The sequence below is a fragment of the Asanoa sp. NPDC049475 genome (assembly GCF_040676915.1).
Lineage (GTDB): Bacteria > Actinomycetota > Actinomycetes > Mycobacteriales > Micromonosporaceae > Asanoa.
Genome location: NZ_JBFAPY010000006.1, coordinates 482,764 through 499,161, shown reverse-complemented (window position 1 = coordinate 499,161; position 16,398 = coordinate 482,764). Strand labels below are relative to the sequence as shown.

Annotated in this window: 15 protein-coding genes and 1 pseudogene; 7 read left to right on the top strand and 9 right to left on the bottom strand. The window is 72.4% G+C overall.

Annotation, left to right across the window (positions count from 1 at the left end; translation table 11 throughout):
* Positions 1 to 40: 40 nt before the first annotated feature.
* On the bottom strand, positions 41 to 754 hold the full coding sequence (locus AB0J88_RS26615) for a hypothetical protein (RefSeq protein ID WP_364351244.1): 714 nt from the start codon (positions 752 to 754) through the stop codon (positions 41 to 43).
* A gap of 361 nt (positions 755 to 1,115) precedes the next feature.
* Between AB0J88_RS26615 and AB0J88_RS26610 the strand changes: the two genes are divergently transcribed.
* The 6 genes and pseudogenes from AB0J88_RS26610 to AB0J88_RS26585 form a co-directional block, all read left to right on the top strand.
* Positions 1,116 to 1,865 carry an MBL fold metallo-hydrolase gene (locus AB0J88_RS26610; RefSeq protein ID WP_364351247.1) on the top strand — a complete coding sequence of 250 codons (750 nt, stop codon included), beginning with the start codon at positions 1,116 to 1,118 and terminating at the stop codon, positions 1,863 to 1,865.
* Between the two features lie 74 nt (positions 1,866 to 1,939).
* A complete protein-coding gene (locus AB0J88_RS26605; RefSeq protein ID WP_364351250.1) occupies positions 1,940 to 3,085 on the top strand; it encodes a glycosyltransferase family 1 protein in 1,146 nt (381 codons plus the stop codon).
* Positions 3,082 to 4,245: a glycosyltransferase gene (locus tag AB0J88_RS26600; protein WP_364351253.1), complete on the top strand. Its 1,164-nt coding sequence runs from the start codon at positions 3,082 to 3,084 to the stop codon at positions 4,243 to 4,245. Before AB0J88_RS26605 ends, AB0J88_RS26600 begins: the two co-directional genes overlap by 4 nt.
* 10 nt (positions 4,246 to 4,255) lie before the next feature.
* Positions 4,256 to 4,984 carry a ribonuclease PH gene (gene rph, locus AB0J88_RS26595; protein WP_364351256.1) on the top strand — a complete coding sequence of 243 codons (729 nt, stop codon included), beginning with the start codon at positions 4,256 to 4,258 and terminating at the stop codon, positions 4,982 to 4,984.
* Positions 4,981 to 5,595 (top strand): RdgB/HAM1 family non-canonical purine NTP pyrophosphatase, encoded by a 615-nt coding sequence (gene rdgB / locus AB0J88_RS26590; protein WP_364351259.1) that lies wholly within the window; start codon positions 4,981 to 4,983, stop codon positions 5,593 to 5,595. Before rph ends, rdgB begins: the two co-directional genes overlap by 4 nt.
* 144 nt (positions 5,596 to 5,739) lie before the next feature.
* Positions 5,740 to 6,660, top strand: a pseudogene (locus tag AB0J88_RS26585) (AraC family transcriptional regulator); the annotation flags it as partial.
* Positions 6,661 to 6,714: 54 nt separating this feature from the next.
* Here the strand turns inward: AB0J88_RS26585 and AB0J88_RS26580 are convergent.
* The 3 genes from AB0J88_RS26580 to AB0J88_RS26570 form a co-directional block, all read right to left on the bottom strand.
* The gene (locus AB0J88_RS26580; RefSeq protein ID WP_364738039.1) at positions 6,715 to 6,789 is read right to left on the bottom strand and encodes a DUF6186 family protein; all 75 of its coding nucleotides are present in this window, start codon (positions 6,787 to 6,789) and stop codon (positions 6,715 to 6,717) included.
* A 122-nt stretch (positions 6,790 to 6,911) separates the two neighbouring features.
* Positions 6,912 to 7,319 (bottom strand): hypothetical protein, encoded by a 408-nt coding sequence (locus tag AB0J88_RS26575; RefSeq protein WP_364351262.1) that lies wholly within the window; start codon positions 7,317 to 7,319, stop codon positions 6,912 to 6,914.
* A 154-nt stretch (positions 7,320 to 7,473) separates the two neighbouring features.
* Positions 7,474 to 8,388, bottom strand: a complete 915-nt coding sequence (locus AB0J88_RS26570) for an alpha/beta hydrolase (RefSeq protein ID WP_364351265.1) — start codon at positions 8,386 to 8,388, stop codon at positions 7,474 to 7,476.
* A gap of 113 nt (positions 8,389 to 8,501) precedes the next feature.
* Here AB0J88_RS26570 and AB0J88_RS26565 point away from each other — a divergent pair, with 113 nt between their 5' ends.
* On the top strand, positions 8,502 to 9,038 hold the full coding sequence (locus AB0J88_RS26565; RefSeq protein ID WP_364351268.1) for a helix-turn-helix domain-containing protein: 537 nt from the start codon (positions 8,502 to 8,504) through the stop codon (positions 9,036 to 9,038).
* A 309-nt stretch (positions 9,039 to 9,347) separates the two neighbouring features.
* Here AB0J88_RS26565 and hutH read toward each other — a convergent pair whose 3' ends face one another.
* From hutH to hutU, 5 genes are read right to left on the bottom strand one after another with little or no spacing between them, the layout of a single operon-like run.
* On the bottom strand, positions 9,348 to 10,886 hold the full coding sequence (gene hutH, locus AB0J88_RS26560; protein WP_364351271.1) for a histidine ammonia-lyase: 1,539 nt from the start codon (positions 10,884 to 10,886) through the stop codon (positions 9,348 to 9,350).
* Complete coding sequence (gene hutI / locus AB0J88_RS26555; protein ID WP_364351274.1) at positions 10,883 to 12,052, bottom strand: imidazolonepropionase; 1,170 nt, start codon at positions 12,050 to 12,052, stop codon at positions 10,883 to 10,885. The genes hutH and hutI overlap by 4 nt, the downstream gene beginning before the upstream one ends.
* Complete coding sequence (locus AB0J88_RS26550) at positions 12,046 to 13,383, bottom strand: formimidoylglutamate deiminase (RefSeq protein WP_364351277.1); 1,338 nt, start codon at positions 13,381 to 13,383, stop codon at positions 12,046 to 12,048. The genes hutI and AB0J88_RS26550 overlap by 7 nt, the downstream gene beginning before the upstream one ends.
* A complete protein-coding gene (locus tag AB0J88_RS26545; RefSeq protein ID WP_364351280.1) occupies positions 13,380 to 14,753 on the bottom strand; it encodes an allantoate amidohydrolase in 1,374 nt (457 codons plus the stop codon). Before AB0J88_RS26545 ends, AB0J88_RS26550 begins: the two co-directional genes overlap by 4 nt.
* Positions 14,750 to 16,387 (bottom strand): urocanate hydratase, encoded by a 1,638-nt coding sequence (gene hutU / locus AB0J88_RS26540; RefSeq protein ID WP_364351283.1) that lies wholly within the window; start codon positions 16,385 to 16,387, stop codon positions 14,750 to 14,752. Before hutU ends, AB0J88_RS26545 begins: the two co-directional genes overlap by 4 nt.
* Positions 16,388 to 16,398 lie beyond the last annotated feature (11 nt).

Below are 16,398 nucleotides of genomic sequence, written 5' to 3'. Positions count from 1 at the left end.
GACCAGGCGGTGCGCGCAGAGATGTGGGCCGGCGGCGGCGCTAGAGGGCGATGATCGTCAAAGCGATCGAAACCGCCAGCGGGATGGTGGCGAAGGCCAACATCAACCAAGGTGTGTAGCGGCGTTGGATGGTGACGAACGCGCCTACCGTCAGGAACACGCCGATCAGGCCCACGACGATCAGGGCCGGCTGGTACCAGCCCGGGGCGATGCCTCCGACGATCGCGGCCAGGCCGCGGATGCCGACGCCGACGCCTGCCAGGGCCAGCGCCGTTCCCCAGGCGCAGACGCCGAGCATGTGGGCGCTTTCCGGCGTCGGCCTGGTGTCCGAGTGCACCAGGTCGCCGAGTCGGAAGATGCCGCTCTGCGCCGTCGCCGCGTGCTTGGCCTTGTTGAGGCTCAGCCGGGTCGGTAGGCGCTCGACGCTGACCGGGTCACCGCTGCGCGGAGCCGCGCCCTCTGAAGGAGCAGCCGTGGGCCTGTCGTCCGACGGCGGCGGTTCGGTCAGGGTTGTCCCGGTCGACACGCCGCTGAGGGAGTTGCCGGCCGCTGTCTCCGGTCCCGCGACCGTGTCGAGGCCCGTGATGATCGGGACGCCGGGTGTCGTGTTCTGCCGCTCCGAGGTCGCGCCGCTGCCTGTTTGGCTCGGCGCCGGGTTCGGGCCGGTCGGGGGGACGATCGGCAGGGTCTCGAGCGCCTCGGCCGGAGGCGGCGAGGCGATCACGCCCGTCGGAGCGGCCGCGTCCGTGCCCATGGCGTGCCGGGGCGACGAAGGATCCGCCTTACTGTTGTCTGATTTGTCTGCCGAAGGGGTCTCTGCCTGGTTCGACACACGTCACCGTCCCGCGCCTTCGTCGGCCCGCCGCCTCCCGGTGGGCCCGCCATGGATTCAACGCTGGAATGTGACTACGCGTAACGGCATGATCTCCAACCGCGATCATCCAGAATTGCCGGAATGTACCCGACGCTGCGGTGTCACCTTCGCGACAAGTTCGATCAGTTCTTTCATGAGGTTCCGGGCCACGGCGTAGGCTGCGCAGCGTGACAATCTCGTCGACTCCGATCTTGTGCCTCCGAAAGGTCGGCGGGCCTGTCAACATGCCGGGAACGTTCGGATGCGCCTGACGATCCTCGGCTGTGCCGGCAGTTTTCCCGGCCCCGAGTCGGCCTGTTCCGCGTACCTCGTCGAGGCGGACGACTTCCGTCTTCTCGTCGACTTCGGCACCGGGTCGCTGTCGGCGCTGCAGCGCTACTCGAGCCTGCACGGCATCGACGCGATCCTGCTGACCCATCTGCACTGCGACCACATGTCCGACGCGTGCGACTACATCGTGGTCCGGCGCTACGCGCCCGAGGGCGCCTACCCGGCCATCCCGGTCTACGCCCCGGCCGGCGCACCGGCCCGGATCGCCGCCGGCTACAACAACGAGGTCGAGGACGCGCTCGACGACGTCTACACCTTCTACGGCCTGCAGCCCGGGTCGTTCCCCATCGGTCCGTTCCAGGTCGTCGTCGACCGGGTCAACCATCCCGTCGAGACCTATGGCGTACGCATCGAGCACCAGGGCCGGGTCCTCGCGTACTCGTCGGACACCGCACCCTGCGACGCGCTGCTGCGCCTGGCGCACGGCGCCGACGTGTTCCTGTGCGAGGCCAGCTACCTCGACGGCGCCGACAACCCGCCCGACATCCACCTGACCGGTGGCGAGGCGGGCGAGGTCGCCACCAAGGCCGGCGTCGGCCGGTTGCTGCTGACGCACCTGGTGACCGCGTGGGGCAGCGAGGCGCTGACCTTCGAGGCCGCCCAGGCGACGTACGCGGGGCCGATGGAGATCGTCCGGCCCGGCGCGCGCTACGAGATCTGACCCTTCAGGCACTGTTCGCCGGCCCGACAGCCGGCTGTCGCTCCCCGCACCGCACCGGCACCGACGGTGTGCCCATGCGTATCGCGCTCATCACGGAGTCCTTCCCGCCGGACGTCAACGGCGTAGCGAACTCCGTCGTCCGCGTCGCCGAGCACCTGGTCGCCCGCGGCCACCAGCCGATGGTGATCGCGCCAGCACCGTCGTCCTCGGCCCGCGGCGTGACCGGTGCTCGGTCGTATCCGGTGGTCCGCATCCCGAGCGTGCCGCTGCCCCGCTACCGCGGCTTCCGGTTCGGCATGCCCAGCGCCCGGCTCACCGACGCGCTCATCGCGCACGCCCCGGACGTCGTACACCTGGCCAGCCCGTTCTTCCTCGGCGCCCGCGGCGTGGCCCTGGCCAACCAGCGCAACCTGCCGACCGTCGCCGTCTACCAGACCGACATCGCCGCCTACCTGCGCAACTACCGCCTGGCCTGGGGCGAGGACATCACCTGGCACTGGATCCGGACGATCCACAACGGCGCCGACCGGACTCTCGCGCCCTCGTCGACCTCGGTGGCCGACCTGGCCGAGCAGGGCATCCGCCGCGTGCACCGCTGGGGACGCGGCGTCGACACCGTGCGGTTCCACCCGAGCAAGCGCAGCGCCGGAGTGCGCCGAGCGTTGGCGCCTGAGGGTCAACTGCTCATCGGGTACGTGGGCCGCCTGGCCGCCGAGAAGCGGCTCGACCTGCTGGCCCGGGTGTCGCGCATGCCCGGCGTGCGCCTGGTGGTCGTCGGTGACGGCCCCGGCCGCAAGGAGGCCGAGAAGGCCCTGCCGCACGCCGTCTTCCTCGGCCAGCGCGGCGGCGAGCAGCTGGCCCGGATCTACGCGAGCCTCGACGTCTTCGTGCACGCCGGGCCGCACGAGACGTTCTGCCAGAGCGTGCAGGAGGCGATGGCCAGCGGCGTGCCGGTCGTCGCCCCGGCCGCCGGCGGCCCGATCGACCTGGTGCGCCCCAACCTGACCGGCACGCTCGTGCCACCGGGCGACGGCGACGCCATCGCGGTCGCGGTCGGCACGCTGATCCAAGATCCCGAACTGCGCCAGCGGTACGGCCTGGCGGCGCGCGACGCGGTCGCCGGACGCACCTGGGCGGCGATCGGGGACGAGCTGATCGGCCACTACACGGCCGTCCTACAGGGACGCTCGGCCCGGCAGCGGCTGGCCGTCGCCGCATGAGCTCGGGGGCTAGCGGGCTGCGGATCGTGCGGCTCGCGAACTTCATCATGCCCAGGTCCGGTGGCCTGCGGACCGCGCTGCGCAGCCTCGGCGCCGGGTATCTCGCCAACGGGCACCAGCCGATCCTGGTGATGCCGGGGGAGAAGTACGCGGACGAGGAGACCGACCAGGGCCGGGTGATCACCCTCCCTGGCCCGATGGTGCCGCTGACCGGTGGCTACCGGGTGCTGGTCGGCCGGCGTCCACTGGCCCGGCTGCTCGATCGGCTGGCGCCGGACCGGCTGGAGGTGTCCGACCGCAGCACGCTGCGCTGGACCGGCCGCTGGGCTCGCGACGCCGGGGTGCCCAGCGTGATGGTCTCCCACGAGAGCCTGGCCGGGCTGCTGCGGATCTCCGGACTGCCGGGCGCGGCCGGGCGTCGGGCGGCGGACGCGCTCAACGCGCGCAGCGCCGACGCGTACGACACGATCGTCTGCACCACCGGTTGGGCGGCCGAGGAGTTCGTCCGGATCGGCAGGCCCGTGCGGCGGGCGCCGCTCGGCGTCGACCTCGACACGTTCCACCCCGTTCGGCACGACCCCGAGGTCCGCGCCCGATATGTCCGAGCTGGCGAGGTCCTGCTGGTGACCTGCACCCGGCTCTCACCGGAGAAGAAGCCGGAGCTGGCCGTGGACGCCCTGGCCGCGCTGGTCCGCGCCGGCATCCCGGCCCGGCTCGTCGTGCTCGGCGACGGCCCGCGCCGGCCGGTGCTGGAGTCCAAGGCAGCCGACCTCCCCGTGACCTTCGCCGGCTTCCTGCCGGACCAGGCGGCCGTGGCGGCGCTGCTCGCCAGCGCCGACGTGGTGATCGCGCCGGGTCCGGTGGAGACCTTCGGCCTCGCGGCGCTGGAGGCGCTGGCCTGTGGCACGCCGGTCGTGGTCAACGCGGCCAGCGCGCTGCCCGAGGTGATCGGCCCGGCCGGTGCGGCGGCGTCCGGCAGCGGTCCCGCGATGGCCGCGGCGGTCACCGGGCTGCTCGGGCTCGACGAGAGTCTGCGCCGGTCACAGGCCCGATCGCGGGCCGAGGAGTTCAGTTGGCCGGCGGCGACCGCGGCCTTCCTCGGGGCGCACCGGGCGGTCGTGACAGCGGGGCGCGCGCGGGCCGACGTGGAGGCCGCCTAGGCTGGCCCCCATGGCTCGACCAGACGGGCGGCGGCCCGACCAACTGCGACCTGTGACGATCACTCGACAGTGGAGCATGCACCCCGAGGGTTCGGTGCTGGTCGAGTTCGGCGACACCCGGGTTCTGTGCACCGCGAGCGTCACCGAGGGGGTGCCGCGCTGGCGCAAGGGCAGCGGGCTCGGCTGGGTGACCGCGGAGTACGCGATGCTGCCGCGGGCGACCACGACCCGCTCCGACCGCGAGAGCGTCAAGGGCCGGGTCGGCGGGCGCACCCAGGAGATCTCGCGCCTGATCGGGCGCAGCCTGCGGGCCTGCGTCGACCTTAAGTCGCTGGGCGAGAACTCGGTCGTGCTCGACTGTGACGTGCTCCAGGCCGACGGCGGCACCCGGACGGCCGCGATCACCGGCGCGTACGTGGCGCTGCACGACGCGGTGACCTGGATGGCCGGCAAGAAGATCCTGGCGGGCAAGATCGAGGAGGCGGTGCCGCGCTCGGTGTCCGCCGTCAGCGTCGGCGTCATCAAGGGCGAGCCTCGGCTCGACCTGATGTACCTGGAGGACGGCGCGGCCGACGTCGACATGAACGTGGTCTGCACCGGCGAGGGTGACTTCGTCGAGGTGCAGGGCACCGGCGAGGCGGCGGTCTTCAACCGGGCGGAGCTCGACGCGCTGCTCGACCTGGCCGTGGCCGGCTGCGAGTCGCTTGCCGACGCCCAGCGGAAGGCACTGGCGTCATGAGCCGCCGGATGCTGCTCGCCACCAACAACGCGAAGAAGCTCGTCGAGCTGCAGCGCATCCTGGACGCCGCGCTCGGCGGGGGAGTGGTCGAGCTGGTCAGCCTGCGCGACGTCGACCAGTACCCGGAGCCGCCGGAGACCGGCCTGACCTTCGCCGAGAACGCGCTGCTCAAGGCCCGCGAGGGCGCCAGCCGCACCGGCCTGCCGGCGATCGCCGACGACTCGGGCATCACCGTGGACGCGCTCAACGGCATGCCGGGCGTGCTCAGCGCCCGCTGGGCCGGGAAGCACGGCGACGACACCGCCAACAACGAGCTGCTGCTGGCCCAGATCAGCGACTTCGCCGACGAGCACCGCGGCGCGGCCTTCGTGTGCGCGGTCGCCCTGGTCACGCCGGGCGGGCGCGAGCATCTGGTCGAGGGGCGGCAGCCGGGGCACCTGCTGCGGGCGCCGCGCGGGGCGGGCGGCTTCGGCTACGACCCGCTCTTCGTCGGCGAGGGCCAGGACCGGACGAACGCCGAGTTGGCGCCGGAGGAGAAGGACGCGATCAGCCACCGCGGCAAGGCCCTGCGGGCGCTGGCCAAGGTCATCGCGAAAGAGCAGATCCGCTAGTCGGCTTTTGGGGTTTTTGGGGTTTTGGGGCTTTCGGGGTGAGCGCTAGCCACCCCGAAGCTGGCAGCGAAGCGTTCTCTGGCGGGAGCAACGGTCGTGCCCACCGCGAGCCCGAGTCATCCTGATTGTCGTTAGCATGGGTCGATGGATGCGCTAGCCGGGCTGCTGGACGGGCCGCGGGCGCGAGCGGCGTTCCTGCTTCGATGTGTGCTGGACCCGCCGTGGTCGTTGCGGATTCGCGACGAGGCGCCGTTGTCGATCGTGTCGGTGGTGCGCGGGGACGCCTGGGTGATCTTCGACGATGCCGAGCCGGTCTGTCTGCATCCGGGTGATGTCGCGGTGCTGCGCGGGCCGGACCATTACACCGTCGCGGACGACCCTGGGACCGCGCCGCAGATCGTCATCCACCCTGGTCAGCGGTGCACGACGCCCGACGGGGTCGACCTCCACGACGAGATGGATCTTGGGGTACGCACCTGGGGTACGAGCGTCGACGGCGGGTCGGTGATGTTGACCGGCACCTACCAGGTCAACGGCGAAATCAGCGATCGGCTGCTGCGGGCGCTGCCGACGCTGGTGGTGCTGCGCACCGGCGAGTGGGACTCACCCTTGGTCGGGTTGCTCGGCTCGGAGATCGTGCGGGACGAGCCGGGGCAGTCGGCGGTGCTCGACCGACTGCTGGACCTGTTGCTGATCGCGGTGCTGCGGACCTGGTTCTCGCGGCCGGAGGCGGAGGCGCCGGCGTGGTACCAGGCGCAGGCCGATCCCGTCGTCGGGCGGGCGTTGCGCATGCTGCACAACAATCCGGCGCATCCGTGGACGGTGGCGTCGCTGGCGGCGCGCAGTGGTCTGTCGCGGGCGGCGTTGGCGCGACGGTTCGGCGAGTTGGTGGGCGAGCCGCCGATGTCGTACCTGACATCCTGGCGGTTGGCGCTCGCCGCCGATCTGTTGCGGGAGCCCGACGCGACTGTGGCCGCGGTGGCTCGGCAGGTGGGCTACGGGAGCGCGTTCGCGTTGAGTACGGCCTTCAAGCGGGTGCACGGGGTCAGCCCGCAGGAGCATCGCAAGCGGTCCGCGGGTGGGGCTGGCTTGGCTGGGTCGTCAGCGGGCGAGGCTGGGTCAGCGGGCCAGGAAGTGGTAGCCGATCCAGCACCACCAGCCGAGGACGAGGACGCGGCCGAGCGGGGTACGCATCGCGGCGGTCAGCGCGGCGGCGACCGGCTCGGGTCCCTTGCCCCGACGGCGGCTGGTGAGGTCGACGACCAGCATCGCCGCGAAGATGACGATGAAGCCCGTGATCAGGACGAGACGAGGGCTCACCGGCTCGCCACCCAGGCTCCGGTGCTCAGCCAGATCACGTAGCCGATCACCCGGGCCGGATAGTTCTCCAGCACCGGGTCGAACGCGAGGCTCAGCGTGGGGTGGGCCTGGTCGTTGCCCCAGCCGAAGGCGACCAGCTCCCAGACGCAGAAGAGGCCGAGCAGCACGAACCAGGTGACGACCGTCGACCGGGTGGTCTTCACGGTCCGCTTCGGCACGCGTCGGGCGCCCCAGGCGATGAGGGCCAGCCCTGGGACGAGCACGGTGAACGACGCCGGCAGGGTCAGTGGGCGGGCGACCGCGGCGAGCAGCGCATATCCCGCGATGAACACGACCAGGGCGGCGTACCTGTTGAGGAGGAGGGGACGGCTGGCGGTCTCCTCACGTTGTCGCGACTCCACCATGCGGACAGTCTGCCGTCGATCACCGGTGTCGCGATGCTCATTCGCGAGTGAGTTGCCGCTCAAGGCGAATGAGCTCGCGACGGCTGTGGCTCGTGATCAGCTTGCGCCCCGATCAACCGACTGCGCCCTGCCCAGCCGGCGGCGGCGCTCCCGGCTAGCCCGCGGCGGCCTTGATGGCGGCGGCGGCCGCGGCGGGCTGGTCGTGGTGGATGTAGTGCCCCGCGTCGTCGACCACGATGTGCTGACCCCGGGGGTACGCGGCGGCGGTCTCCTCGGCCAGCTCGGCGGCACGCACCTGGAGCACGGGCAGCTTGCCCCGGGTCGCGGTCAGCACGGTCATCGGCAGGTCGGCCGGCGGATGGGCGGCGCGGGCGCGACGGGCACCGGCGACGTCGCCGGCGAGCCGGTTCTCGGTGCGGATGGAGACGACCTGGTGGCGCTGCGCGTACTCGGCGCGGTAGGCGGCCAGGACCAGCTCTTGGGTCGCCGGGTCGTCGGTGCAGGCCTTCATCACGCCGGTGGCGAAGCGGTCGAGCTGCTTGCCGAACAGGCCGAGGTACTTGAGCACCACCATCCAGTCCAGGGACAGGTCGGAGGTGATCCGCAGCCGTGCCGGCACCACGGCCATCACGCCCTCGTGGGTGGGGTCGATGAGCACCAGGCCGGTCACCTGGTCGGGCCGAGCGGCGGCGGCGAACTGGGCGAGCAACCCACCCCAGCTGTGCCCGACGAGCAGGGCCGGCCCCACCGCGTCGAGGAGCGCGACGAGGTCGTCGACCTGGGACTCGATGGTGAGCCGACCTCGCAGCGGATCGCTGTCGCCAAGACCGGCCCGGTCGTACGCGACGACCCGGAAGTCGGCGGCCAGCGCGGGCAGGATCGGCCCCCAGTCGAGCACGGTGTCGCCGGCGCCGCTGACCAGCACGATGGTCGGTCCGGTGCTGCTCGTCTCTATCCAGCGAAGGTGGCGGCCGTCGTCCCGGACCAGCTCACCCCGGCCGAGCTGCGCGTCGGGCGCCAGCGCCGAGAGTGCCGTGATCACGGGATCGCTCTGCCGCCGGCTCGCCATCAGTCGCCTCCTGGTTTCGAGAGAATTCTTTCGAGACGATATTCTCGAAAGGCAGGGCTCGAAACAAGAGAGGATTTTGCGCGATGGCTGCAAGGCTGCAGGGAGCGGCGGCAATGCGCGCGCTGGCGCATCCGACCCGTATCGCGCTGATGGAAGTCCTCCGGGTACACGACACGCTGACGGCGACCGAAGCGAGCGCCCTGATCGGCGAAACCCCGACGAACTGCGCCTTCCACCTGCGCGCGCTCGCTCGCTTCGGTTTCGTGGAAGAGGTCGGCACGGGCCCGGGCCGCCGCCGCCCATGGCGCGCCCTGGACGTCCCGCTGGCGTTCTCGGACGTCCAGGACGACGACCAATCACGAGCAGCAGCCCGGACGCTGTCGGACGTACTGATCCGCCACTGGCTGGAGCGGGTGCAGTCGGCCCAGGCAACCCGGCACGCCGAGCCCACCGAATGGCAGGACGTCCTCGGCGGTTCTGGAACGCTCGTGTACGGGACGGTCGACGAGATCCGGGACATGGTCACGGACATCCGGGCGGTCCTGAGCCGCTATGACGACCGGCTGCGGGATGCCTCTGCGCGGCCGGAGGGGGCGCGGCCGGTGGAGCTGTTGCTCTTCGCCCAGGGGTACGCCACCGGGGAGAGCTGACGGGTCGCTGCAACCGATCAGCCCGGTGGGACGCCGCGGGCTTCGGGCGCCAGGGGTCAGCCCGGTGCGACGCTGCGGGCTTCGGGCGCCAGGGGTCAGCCCGGTGGGACGCTGCGGGCTTCGGGCGCCAGGGGTCAGCCCGGTGGGACGCTGCGGGCTTCGGCCCCAGGGGTCAGCCCGGTGCGACGCCGCAGGCTTCGGCCCCCGGCGTCAGGCAGGGTTGGCCCGACGGCCTGATGTCCGGCAGAGATTCCGCCGGGAGTGGCCGCCGCCCCGCGGCGGCAGCCAACGCCAGGCGGGCCGATCGGGTCAGGGGAGCGGGCCGACCTCCGCCTCGATGGCGGTGCGTAGTTCGGTGCCGCTGATCAGCGCCCGCGCCGACTCCATGATCGGAGCCAGGAAGACATCCGGCCCCGGGGTCCCGGCGAACCGAGCGACCGCCGCCGTGGCGATCGTCCCCGCAGGCGACGGCGCCAGCGGCCCACGTAGCTGGATTCCCCGGACCGCGGCCAGCAGCTCCACCGCCAGCAGGCTCGTCAGGTTGTCCAGCACCGTGCGCAGCTTGCGGGTCGCGGCCCAACCCATCGAGACGTGGTCTTCCTGCATGCCGCTGGTCGGCAGCGAGTCGACCGATGCCGGGGACGCCAGGCGGCGGTTCTCCGCGACGATGCCGGCCGCCGTGTATTGCGCGATCATCAGCCCCGAGTTGACGCCAGCGTCCGGGGACAGGAACGGCGGCAGGTCGCGGGAGCGGCACACGTCGAGCAACCGGTCGACGCGGCGTTCGGCGATGGCACCCACCTCGGCGGCCGCGATCGCCAGGTAGTCGGCGGCGAACCCGAGCGGCGCGCCGTGGAAGTTGCCCGTGGACTCGACCCGGCCGTCGGGCAGGACGACCGGGTTGTCGACGACCGAGCGGAGCTCGCGGCCGGCGACCTGGGTGGCGAACTCGAGCGTGTCGCGGGCGGCGCCGGCGACCTGGGGTGCGCAGCGCATCGAGTACGCGTCCTGCACCGCGTGATTCAGGTCGTCGCGGTGCGAATCCATGATCGCGGAGCCTTGGAGCAGGCGGTGGATGTTGGCGGCGGACGTCGCCTGGCCGGGGTGCGGCCGGATCGCGTGCAGCTCCGCCATGAACGGGCGGTCGGAGCCCAGCATCGCCTCGATCGAGAGCGCGGCGGTCAGGTCGGCCATCGCGAACAGGTGCGCGGCGTCGCCGAGCGCCAGCAGCAGCATGCCGAGCATGCCGTCGGTGCCGTTGACCAGCGCCAGGCCCTCCTTGGCGGCCAGCTCGATCGGGCGCAGGCCGGCCTGGCGCAGCGCCTCGCCGCCGTCGATGCGGGTGCCGGACTTGTCGAGCACCCAGCCCTCGCCGAGCAGCACCAGTGCGCAGTGCGCCAGCGGCGCCAGGTCGCCCGAGGCGCCGAGCGAGCCGTGCTCCGGAACCCACGGCGTGACGTCGGCGTTGAGCAGGTCCACCAGCGACTGGGCGACCAGCGGGCGTACGCCGGAGTGGCCCAACGCCAGAGACCGGATCCGCAGCAGCATCATCGCCCGCACCACCTCGCGTGGCATCGGGGCGCCGACGCCGGCGGCATGGGAGCGGATCAGCGCGTGTTGCAGCTCGGCCCGGCGTTCGCTGGCCACGAACGTGCTGGCCAGCGAGCCGAAGCCGGTGGACACGCCGTAGACCGGCCGGCCGGACGCTTCGATGCGGTCGACGTGGGCGCGCGACGCGGCCATCGCTTCGACGGCGGTGGGGTGCAGCTCGACCAGGGCGGCCCCGCGGGCCACGGCGTGGACGTCGGCGGGCGCGATGCCGGTGGGCAGGATGGTGACAGTCGTCATTGGGGTGCTCCGTTGTGCAGGACCTTGGTGACCAGCGGTACGCCGGGCCGGTAGGCCAGGTGCAGATGGGTAGGCGCGTCGAGCAGCACGATGTCGGCCCGCGCGCCAGGGCGGATCACGCCCACGTCGTCGCGGCGCAGCGCCCGCGCGCCGCCCGCGGTGGCCGCCCAGACCGCCTCGGCCGGTGTCATGCCCATCTCGCGAACGGCGAGTGCGACACAGAAGGGCATCGAGGAGGTGTACGACGAGCCGGGGTTGCAGTCGGTCGCCAGCGCGACGGTCGCACCGGCGTCGAGCAGGCGGCGCGCGTCGGGATAGGTCGACCGGGTCGAGAACTCGGCGCCGGGCAGCAACGTCGCGACGGTACGCGACCCGGCGAGCGCGTCGATGTCGGCGCGGGACAGGTGGGTGCAGTGGTCGGCGCTGGCCGCTCCGAGCTCGACCGCGAGCTGCACTCCCTCGCCGGGGCCGAGCTGGTTGGCGTGCACGCGCACGCCCAGACCGGCGTCCTTGCCCACGGTCAGGATCGCGCGGGCGTGGTCGGCGTCGAACGCGCCCTTCTCGCAGAACACGTCGATCCACTTGGCGTGCGGCCGGGCGGCGCGCAGCATCGGACCGCAGACCAGCCCCACGTAGTCGTCGGCCCGGTTGGCGTATTCCGGTGGGACCACGTGCGCGCCGAGGAAGGTCGTCTCCTGCGTGAACTCGCCGGCGATCCGCAGCGAGCGGGCCTCGTCGGCGACCGTCAGCCCGTACCCACTCTTGATCTCGATGGTCGTCGTGCCCTGGCGAAGTGCCTCGGACCTGAGCCGGTCGACGTTGTCGCGCAGGATTTCGTCGTCGGCGGCACGGGTCGCCGCGACGGTGGTGCGGATGCCGCCGCCGGTGTAGGGCTCGCCGGCCATGCGGGCGGCGAACTCCGCGGCCCGGTCGCCGGCGAAGACCAGGTGGGCGTGGCTGTCGACGAAACCGGGCAGGACGGCACCGCCCTGTGCGTCGATGCGCCGGTCGGCGGCCGGCGCGTAGCGGCTCGGGCCGATCCAGGCGACGTCGCCCTCTTCGACCAGCACGGCCGCCTTGCGCCGGATGCCGAGCAGGCCACCCTCGCCGGTGCCCGGCATGTTGGTCACCAGCTCGCCGATGTTGTCGATCAAGAAACTCACCACAGGCTGTGCACCGCCTCTTCGAGGGCCGCCGGCACGTCTATCCGCACATGGTGCCCGTCGCGGACGGTGACCCGCCCGTCGACCACCACCGTGGTGACATCGGCGGCAGTGGCGGCCAAGGGTGCGCCGACCGCGGGGACGCCGGCCGTGCGCGGGCTCTCCACGTTGATCGTGACCAGGTCGGCCCGCTCGCCGGCCGCGATCCGCCCGACGTCGGTCCAGCCCAGCGCGTTGTGGCCGGCCACCGCCGCGGCCCGGACCAACTCGCCGGGCGTGAAGTGGCCACGCCGCTCGGTGCGCAGCCGCTCGTCGGCCTCGAGCGCGCGGGCCTCCTCGAACAAGTCGATCACGGTCTGGCTGTCACTGCCCAGGGAAAGCGGACTGCCGGCGTCGGCCAGCGCCCGGGCGGTGCCGATGCCGTCGGCCAGGTCGCGTTCGGTGGTCGGGCAGAAGCAGACGCCGGTGCCGGTGTCGCCGAGCAGCGTGCGGTCGAGGTCGGAGAGGTGGGTGGCGTGGACCGCGGTCGATCGTGGGCCGAGGACGCCGCTGTCGGACAGCAGTTCGGTCGGGGTGCGCCCGTGCGCTGCCACGCAAGCCTCGTTCTCGGCGCGCTGCTCGGAGAGGTGGAAGTGCAGCGGTCGGCCGGCGGTGCGCTCGGCGAACTCAGGAAGCAGAGCGGCCGGCACGGCGCGGACCGAGTGCAGCGCGGCGCCGATCCGCACGCTGTCGGTCTGGTCGGAGTTGGCCGCGGCCAGCCGGTCGAGCCGGGCCAGGTACGCGTCGAGGTCCAGGTCACCGAACCGCCGCTGGACGCCTTCGAGCGGCTCGCCGTCGACCGTCGCGGTCAGGTAGAGCGCGTCGAGCAGCGTGATCCGGATGCCGGCCTGCGCGGCGGCCTCGATCAGCACGGTGCCCATCACGTTGGGGTCGGGGTAGGGCTCGCCGTCGACATCGTGGTGCAGGTAGTGGAACTCGCCGACCGTGGTGATGCCGGCCAGGGCCATCTCCGCGTACGTGGCCCGGGCCAGCGCCAGGTAGTTGTCGGGGTCGAGTCGGCCGGCGAGGGCGTACATCCGGTCGCGCCAGGTCCAGAAGCTGCCCCGGTCGTCGGTGGTGCGGCCGCGGAGCGCCCGGTGGAACGCGTGCGAGTGGGCGTTGGCGAGCCCGGGCAGGGTCAGCCCCGGCAGCCGGATGGCGTCAGGCGGGGGCGTCGCGACGCCGACGGTGATCGCCGAGAACCGCGACTCCACCACCTCGATCAACACCCGATCGGTAGGCGCCTCGTCAGACCCCAACCAAGCCCAATCGGCGTACCAGAGTCCTTCGCTCATCGAGCCACCCCCTCGTCATGATCAACGAGTGGCCGAGCGGACAGTTCCTCCAGCACGCGAGCCAGGGCGCGGATGCCCTCCGCGCAGTCGGCGTCGCTGGCCGACTCGGCCGGGGCGTGGCTCACCCCCGTGGGGTTGCGGACGAAGAGCATCGCCGTCGGAAGGTGGGCGGAGAGCACCCCAGCGTCGTGGCCCGCGCCGGTGGGCAAGATCGGCACGCCGCCGAGCAGCCCGGCCAGGCGCTCGGCGAGTGTGGGGTCGAATCGGACTTCGCCCGTGGTCGACTCGGCGGTGAACCGGATCGCGGTGCCGTCGCGGCCGGCGCGTTCGGTCGCCTTCTTGGCCACCGCCTCGACCAGCCCGGCGAGGGTCTCGTCGTCGGCGGCCCGGGCGTCGAGCCACCCGCGCACGGCGGCGGGGATCGCGTTGGTCGCGTTCGGGCTGACCTCGACCCGGCCGACCGTCGCGTGTGCTCCGCGCAGCCGCGCCTCCTTGTTGGCGGCCAGCACCGTGAACGCGTACGTCAGCATCGGATCGCGCCGGTCGGTCATCAAGGTGGTGCCGGCGTGGTTGCCCTCGCCCTCGACGTCGAAGCGCCAGCGCCCGTGAGGCCAGATAGCACTCGCCACGCCGACCGGGCCGGCCAGCGCGCGGCCCTGCTCGACGTGGAGCTCGACGTAGGCGTCGAAGGCGGCGACCAGATCCGGCTGCGCACCGGCCGGCGCGGCACCGAGCACGTCGCCCAGGCTCATGCCGTCGCGGTCGGTGAGCTCGGCCGCCCGCTGCGGGTCGATCGCCCCGGTGAGCAGCCGCGACCCGAGGCAGGCCACGCCGAACCGCGACCCTTCCTCTTCCGCGAAGGCGGCGACGGTGATCGGCCGCGTGGGCCGGAACCCTTGCTCACGAAGCAGATCCACGGCGAGGAACGCGGACACGATCCCCAACGGACCGTCATACGCCCCGCCATGCGGCACAGAATCGAAATGACTCCCGGTCAACACCCCACCGGGCACCGCGCCAACAGAGCCGGCACCCGGCGGTCGCCCGCCGTCCGAGGGCGACCGGACCGCGAAGCGGTTGCCGCCCTCCGCGTCGGGCACCGCGTCAACGGAGCCGGCTGCGGCATCGGCACCCGGCGGTCGCCCGCCGTCCGAGGGCGACCAGACCGCAAAAAGGTTGCCGTTGCCGTCGTGCGTCACCGGCATTCCTCGGCGCGCCGCCTGGACGCGGAACCAGTCGCGCAGCGCAACCTCGGCCGGCGACCAGGCGAAGCGCAGGTAGCCGCCGTCCGGCGCGCGGCCGATGCCCGACAGCTCGGCCCACACCTCGCGGAAGGTGCGCTCGAGGGCGGGGTCGGTCGACAAGGTCATCCCTCCGCCATCGGGATGCGTACGCCGCGTTCGGTCGCCACCTCGGCCGCGCGGTCGTAGCCCGCGTCGACGTGGCGGATGACGCCCATGCCCGGGTCGTTGGTGAGCACCCGCTCGATCTTCTGGCCGGCCAGCGCTGTGCCGTCGGCGACGCAGACCTGGCCGGCGTGGATGGAGCGGCCGATGCCGACGCCGCCGCCGTGGTGGATCGACACCCACGAGGCGCCGCTGGCGGTGTTGACCAGGGCGTTGAGCAGCGGCCAGTCGGCGATCGCGTCGGAGCCGTCGGCCATCGCCTCGGTCTCGCGGTACGGAGAGGCGACCGAGCCCGCGTCGAGGTGGTCACGGCCGATCACCAGCGGTGCGGAGATCTCGCCGGAGGCCACCATGTCGTTGAACCGGACGCCGGCCTTGTCGCGCTCGCCGTAGCCCAGCCAGCAGATCCGGGCCGGCAGCCCCTGGAAGGCCACCCGCTCGCCGGCCATCCGGATCCACCGGGCCAGCGACTCGTTCTCTGGGAACAGGTCGAGCACCGCCCGGTCGGTCGCCGCGATGTCGGCCGGGTCGCCGGACAGCGCGGCCCAGCGGAACGGACCCTTGCCCTCGGCGAACAGCGGACGGATGTAGGCCGGCACGAACCCCGGGAACGCGAACGCCCGGTCGTAGCCGCCCAGCTGCGCCTCGCCCCGGATCGAGTTGCCGTAGTCGAACACCTCGGCGCCGGCGTCCATGAAGCCGACCATCGCGGCCACGTGCGCGGCCATCGAGGCGCGCGCCCGGTCGGTGAACTCCTCAGGCTTCGACGCGGCGAAGGCAGGCGCGTCGGCCAGGTCGACACCCTCGGGCACATAGGAAAGCGGGTCATGAGCGCTGGTCTGGTCAGTCACGATGTCGATCTCGACACCTCGACGCAGCAGCTCCGGGAAAACCGAGGCCGCGTTGCCGACCACACCCACCGACAGAGCGCGCCGTGCGGCCTTCGCGTCGAGAGCCAGCGAGACAGCCTCGTCCAACGACGAAGCCACCACGTCGAGGTAGCGCGTCGCCACCCGCCGCTCCAACCGCGACGGGTCGACGTCGACGATCAGGCACACGCCGTCGTTCATGGTGACCGCGAGCGGCTGCGCCCCGCCCATCCCGCCGCACCCGGCCGTCAGCGTCAGCGTGCCGGCCAGCGAACCGCCGAACCGCTTGGCCGCGACGGCCGCGAACGTCTCGTAGGTGCCCTGCAGGATGCCCTGCGTGCCGATGTAGATCCACGAACCGGCGGTCATCTGCCCGTACATGGTGAGGCCCAGCTTTTCCAGGCGCCGGAACTCGGGCCAGGTCGCCCAGTCGCCCACCAGGTTGGAGTTGGCCAGCAGCACCCGGGGTGCCCACTCGTGGGTGCGGAACACGCCGACCGGCCGGCCCGACTGCACCAGCATGGTCTCGTCGTCGCGAAGGGTGTCGAGCGTACGCACGATGGCGTGGAACGACGGCCAGTCGCGTGCCGCCTTGCCGGTGCCGCCGTAGACCACCAGGTCGTCAGGCCGCTCGGCCACCTCGGGGTCCAGGTTGTTGATCAGCATCCGCTTGGCAGCCTCTTGCTGCCAACCAAGGGCGGTGATGGTGCTGCCACGAGGTGCGCGCACGAGAAGGCCTC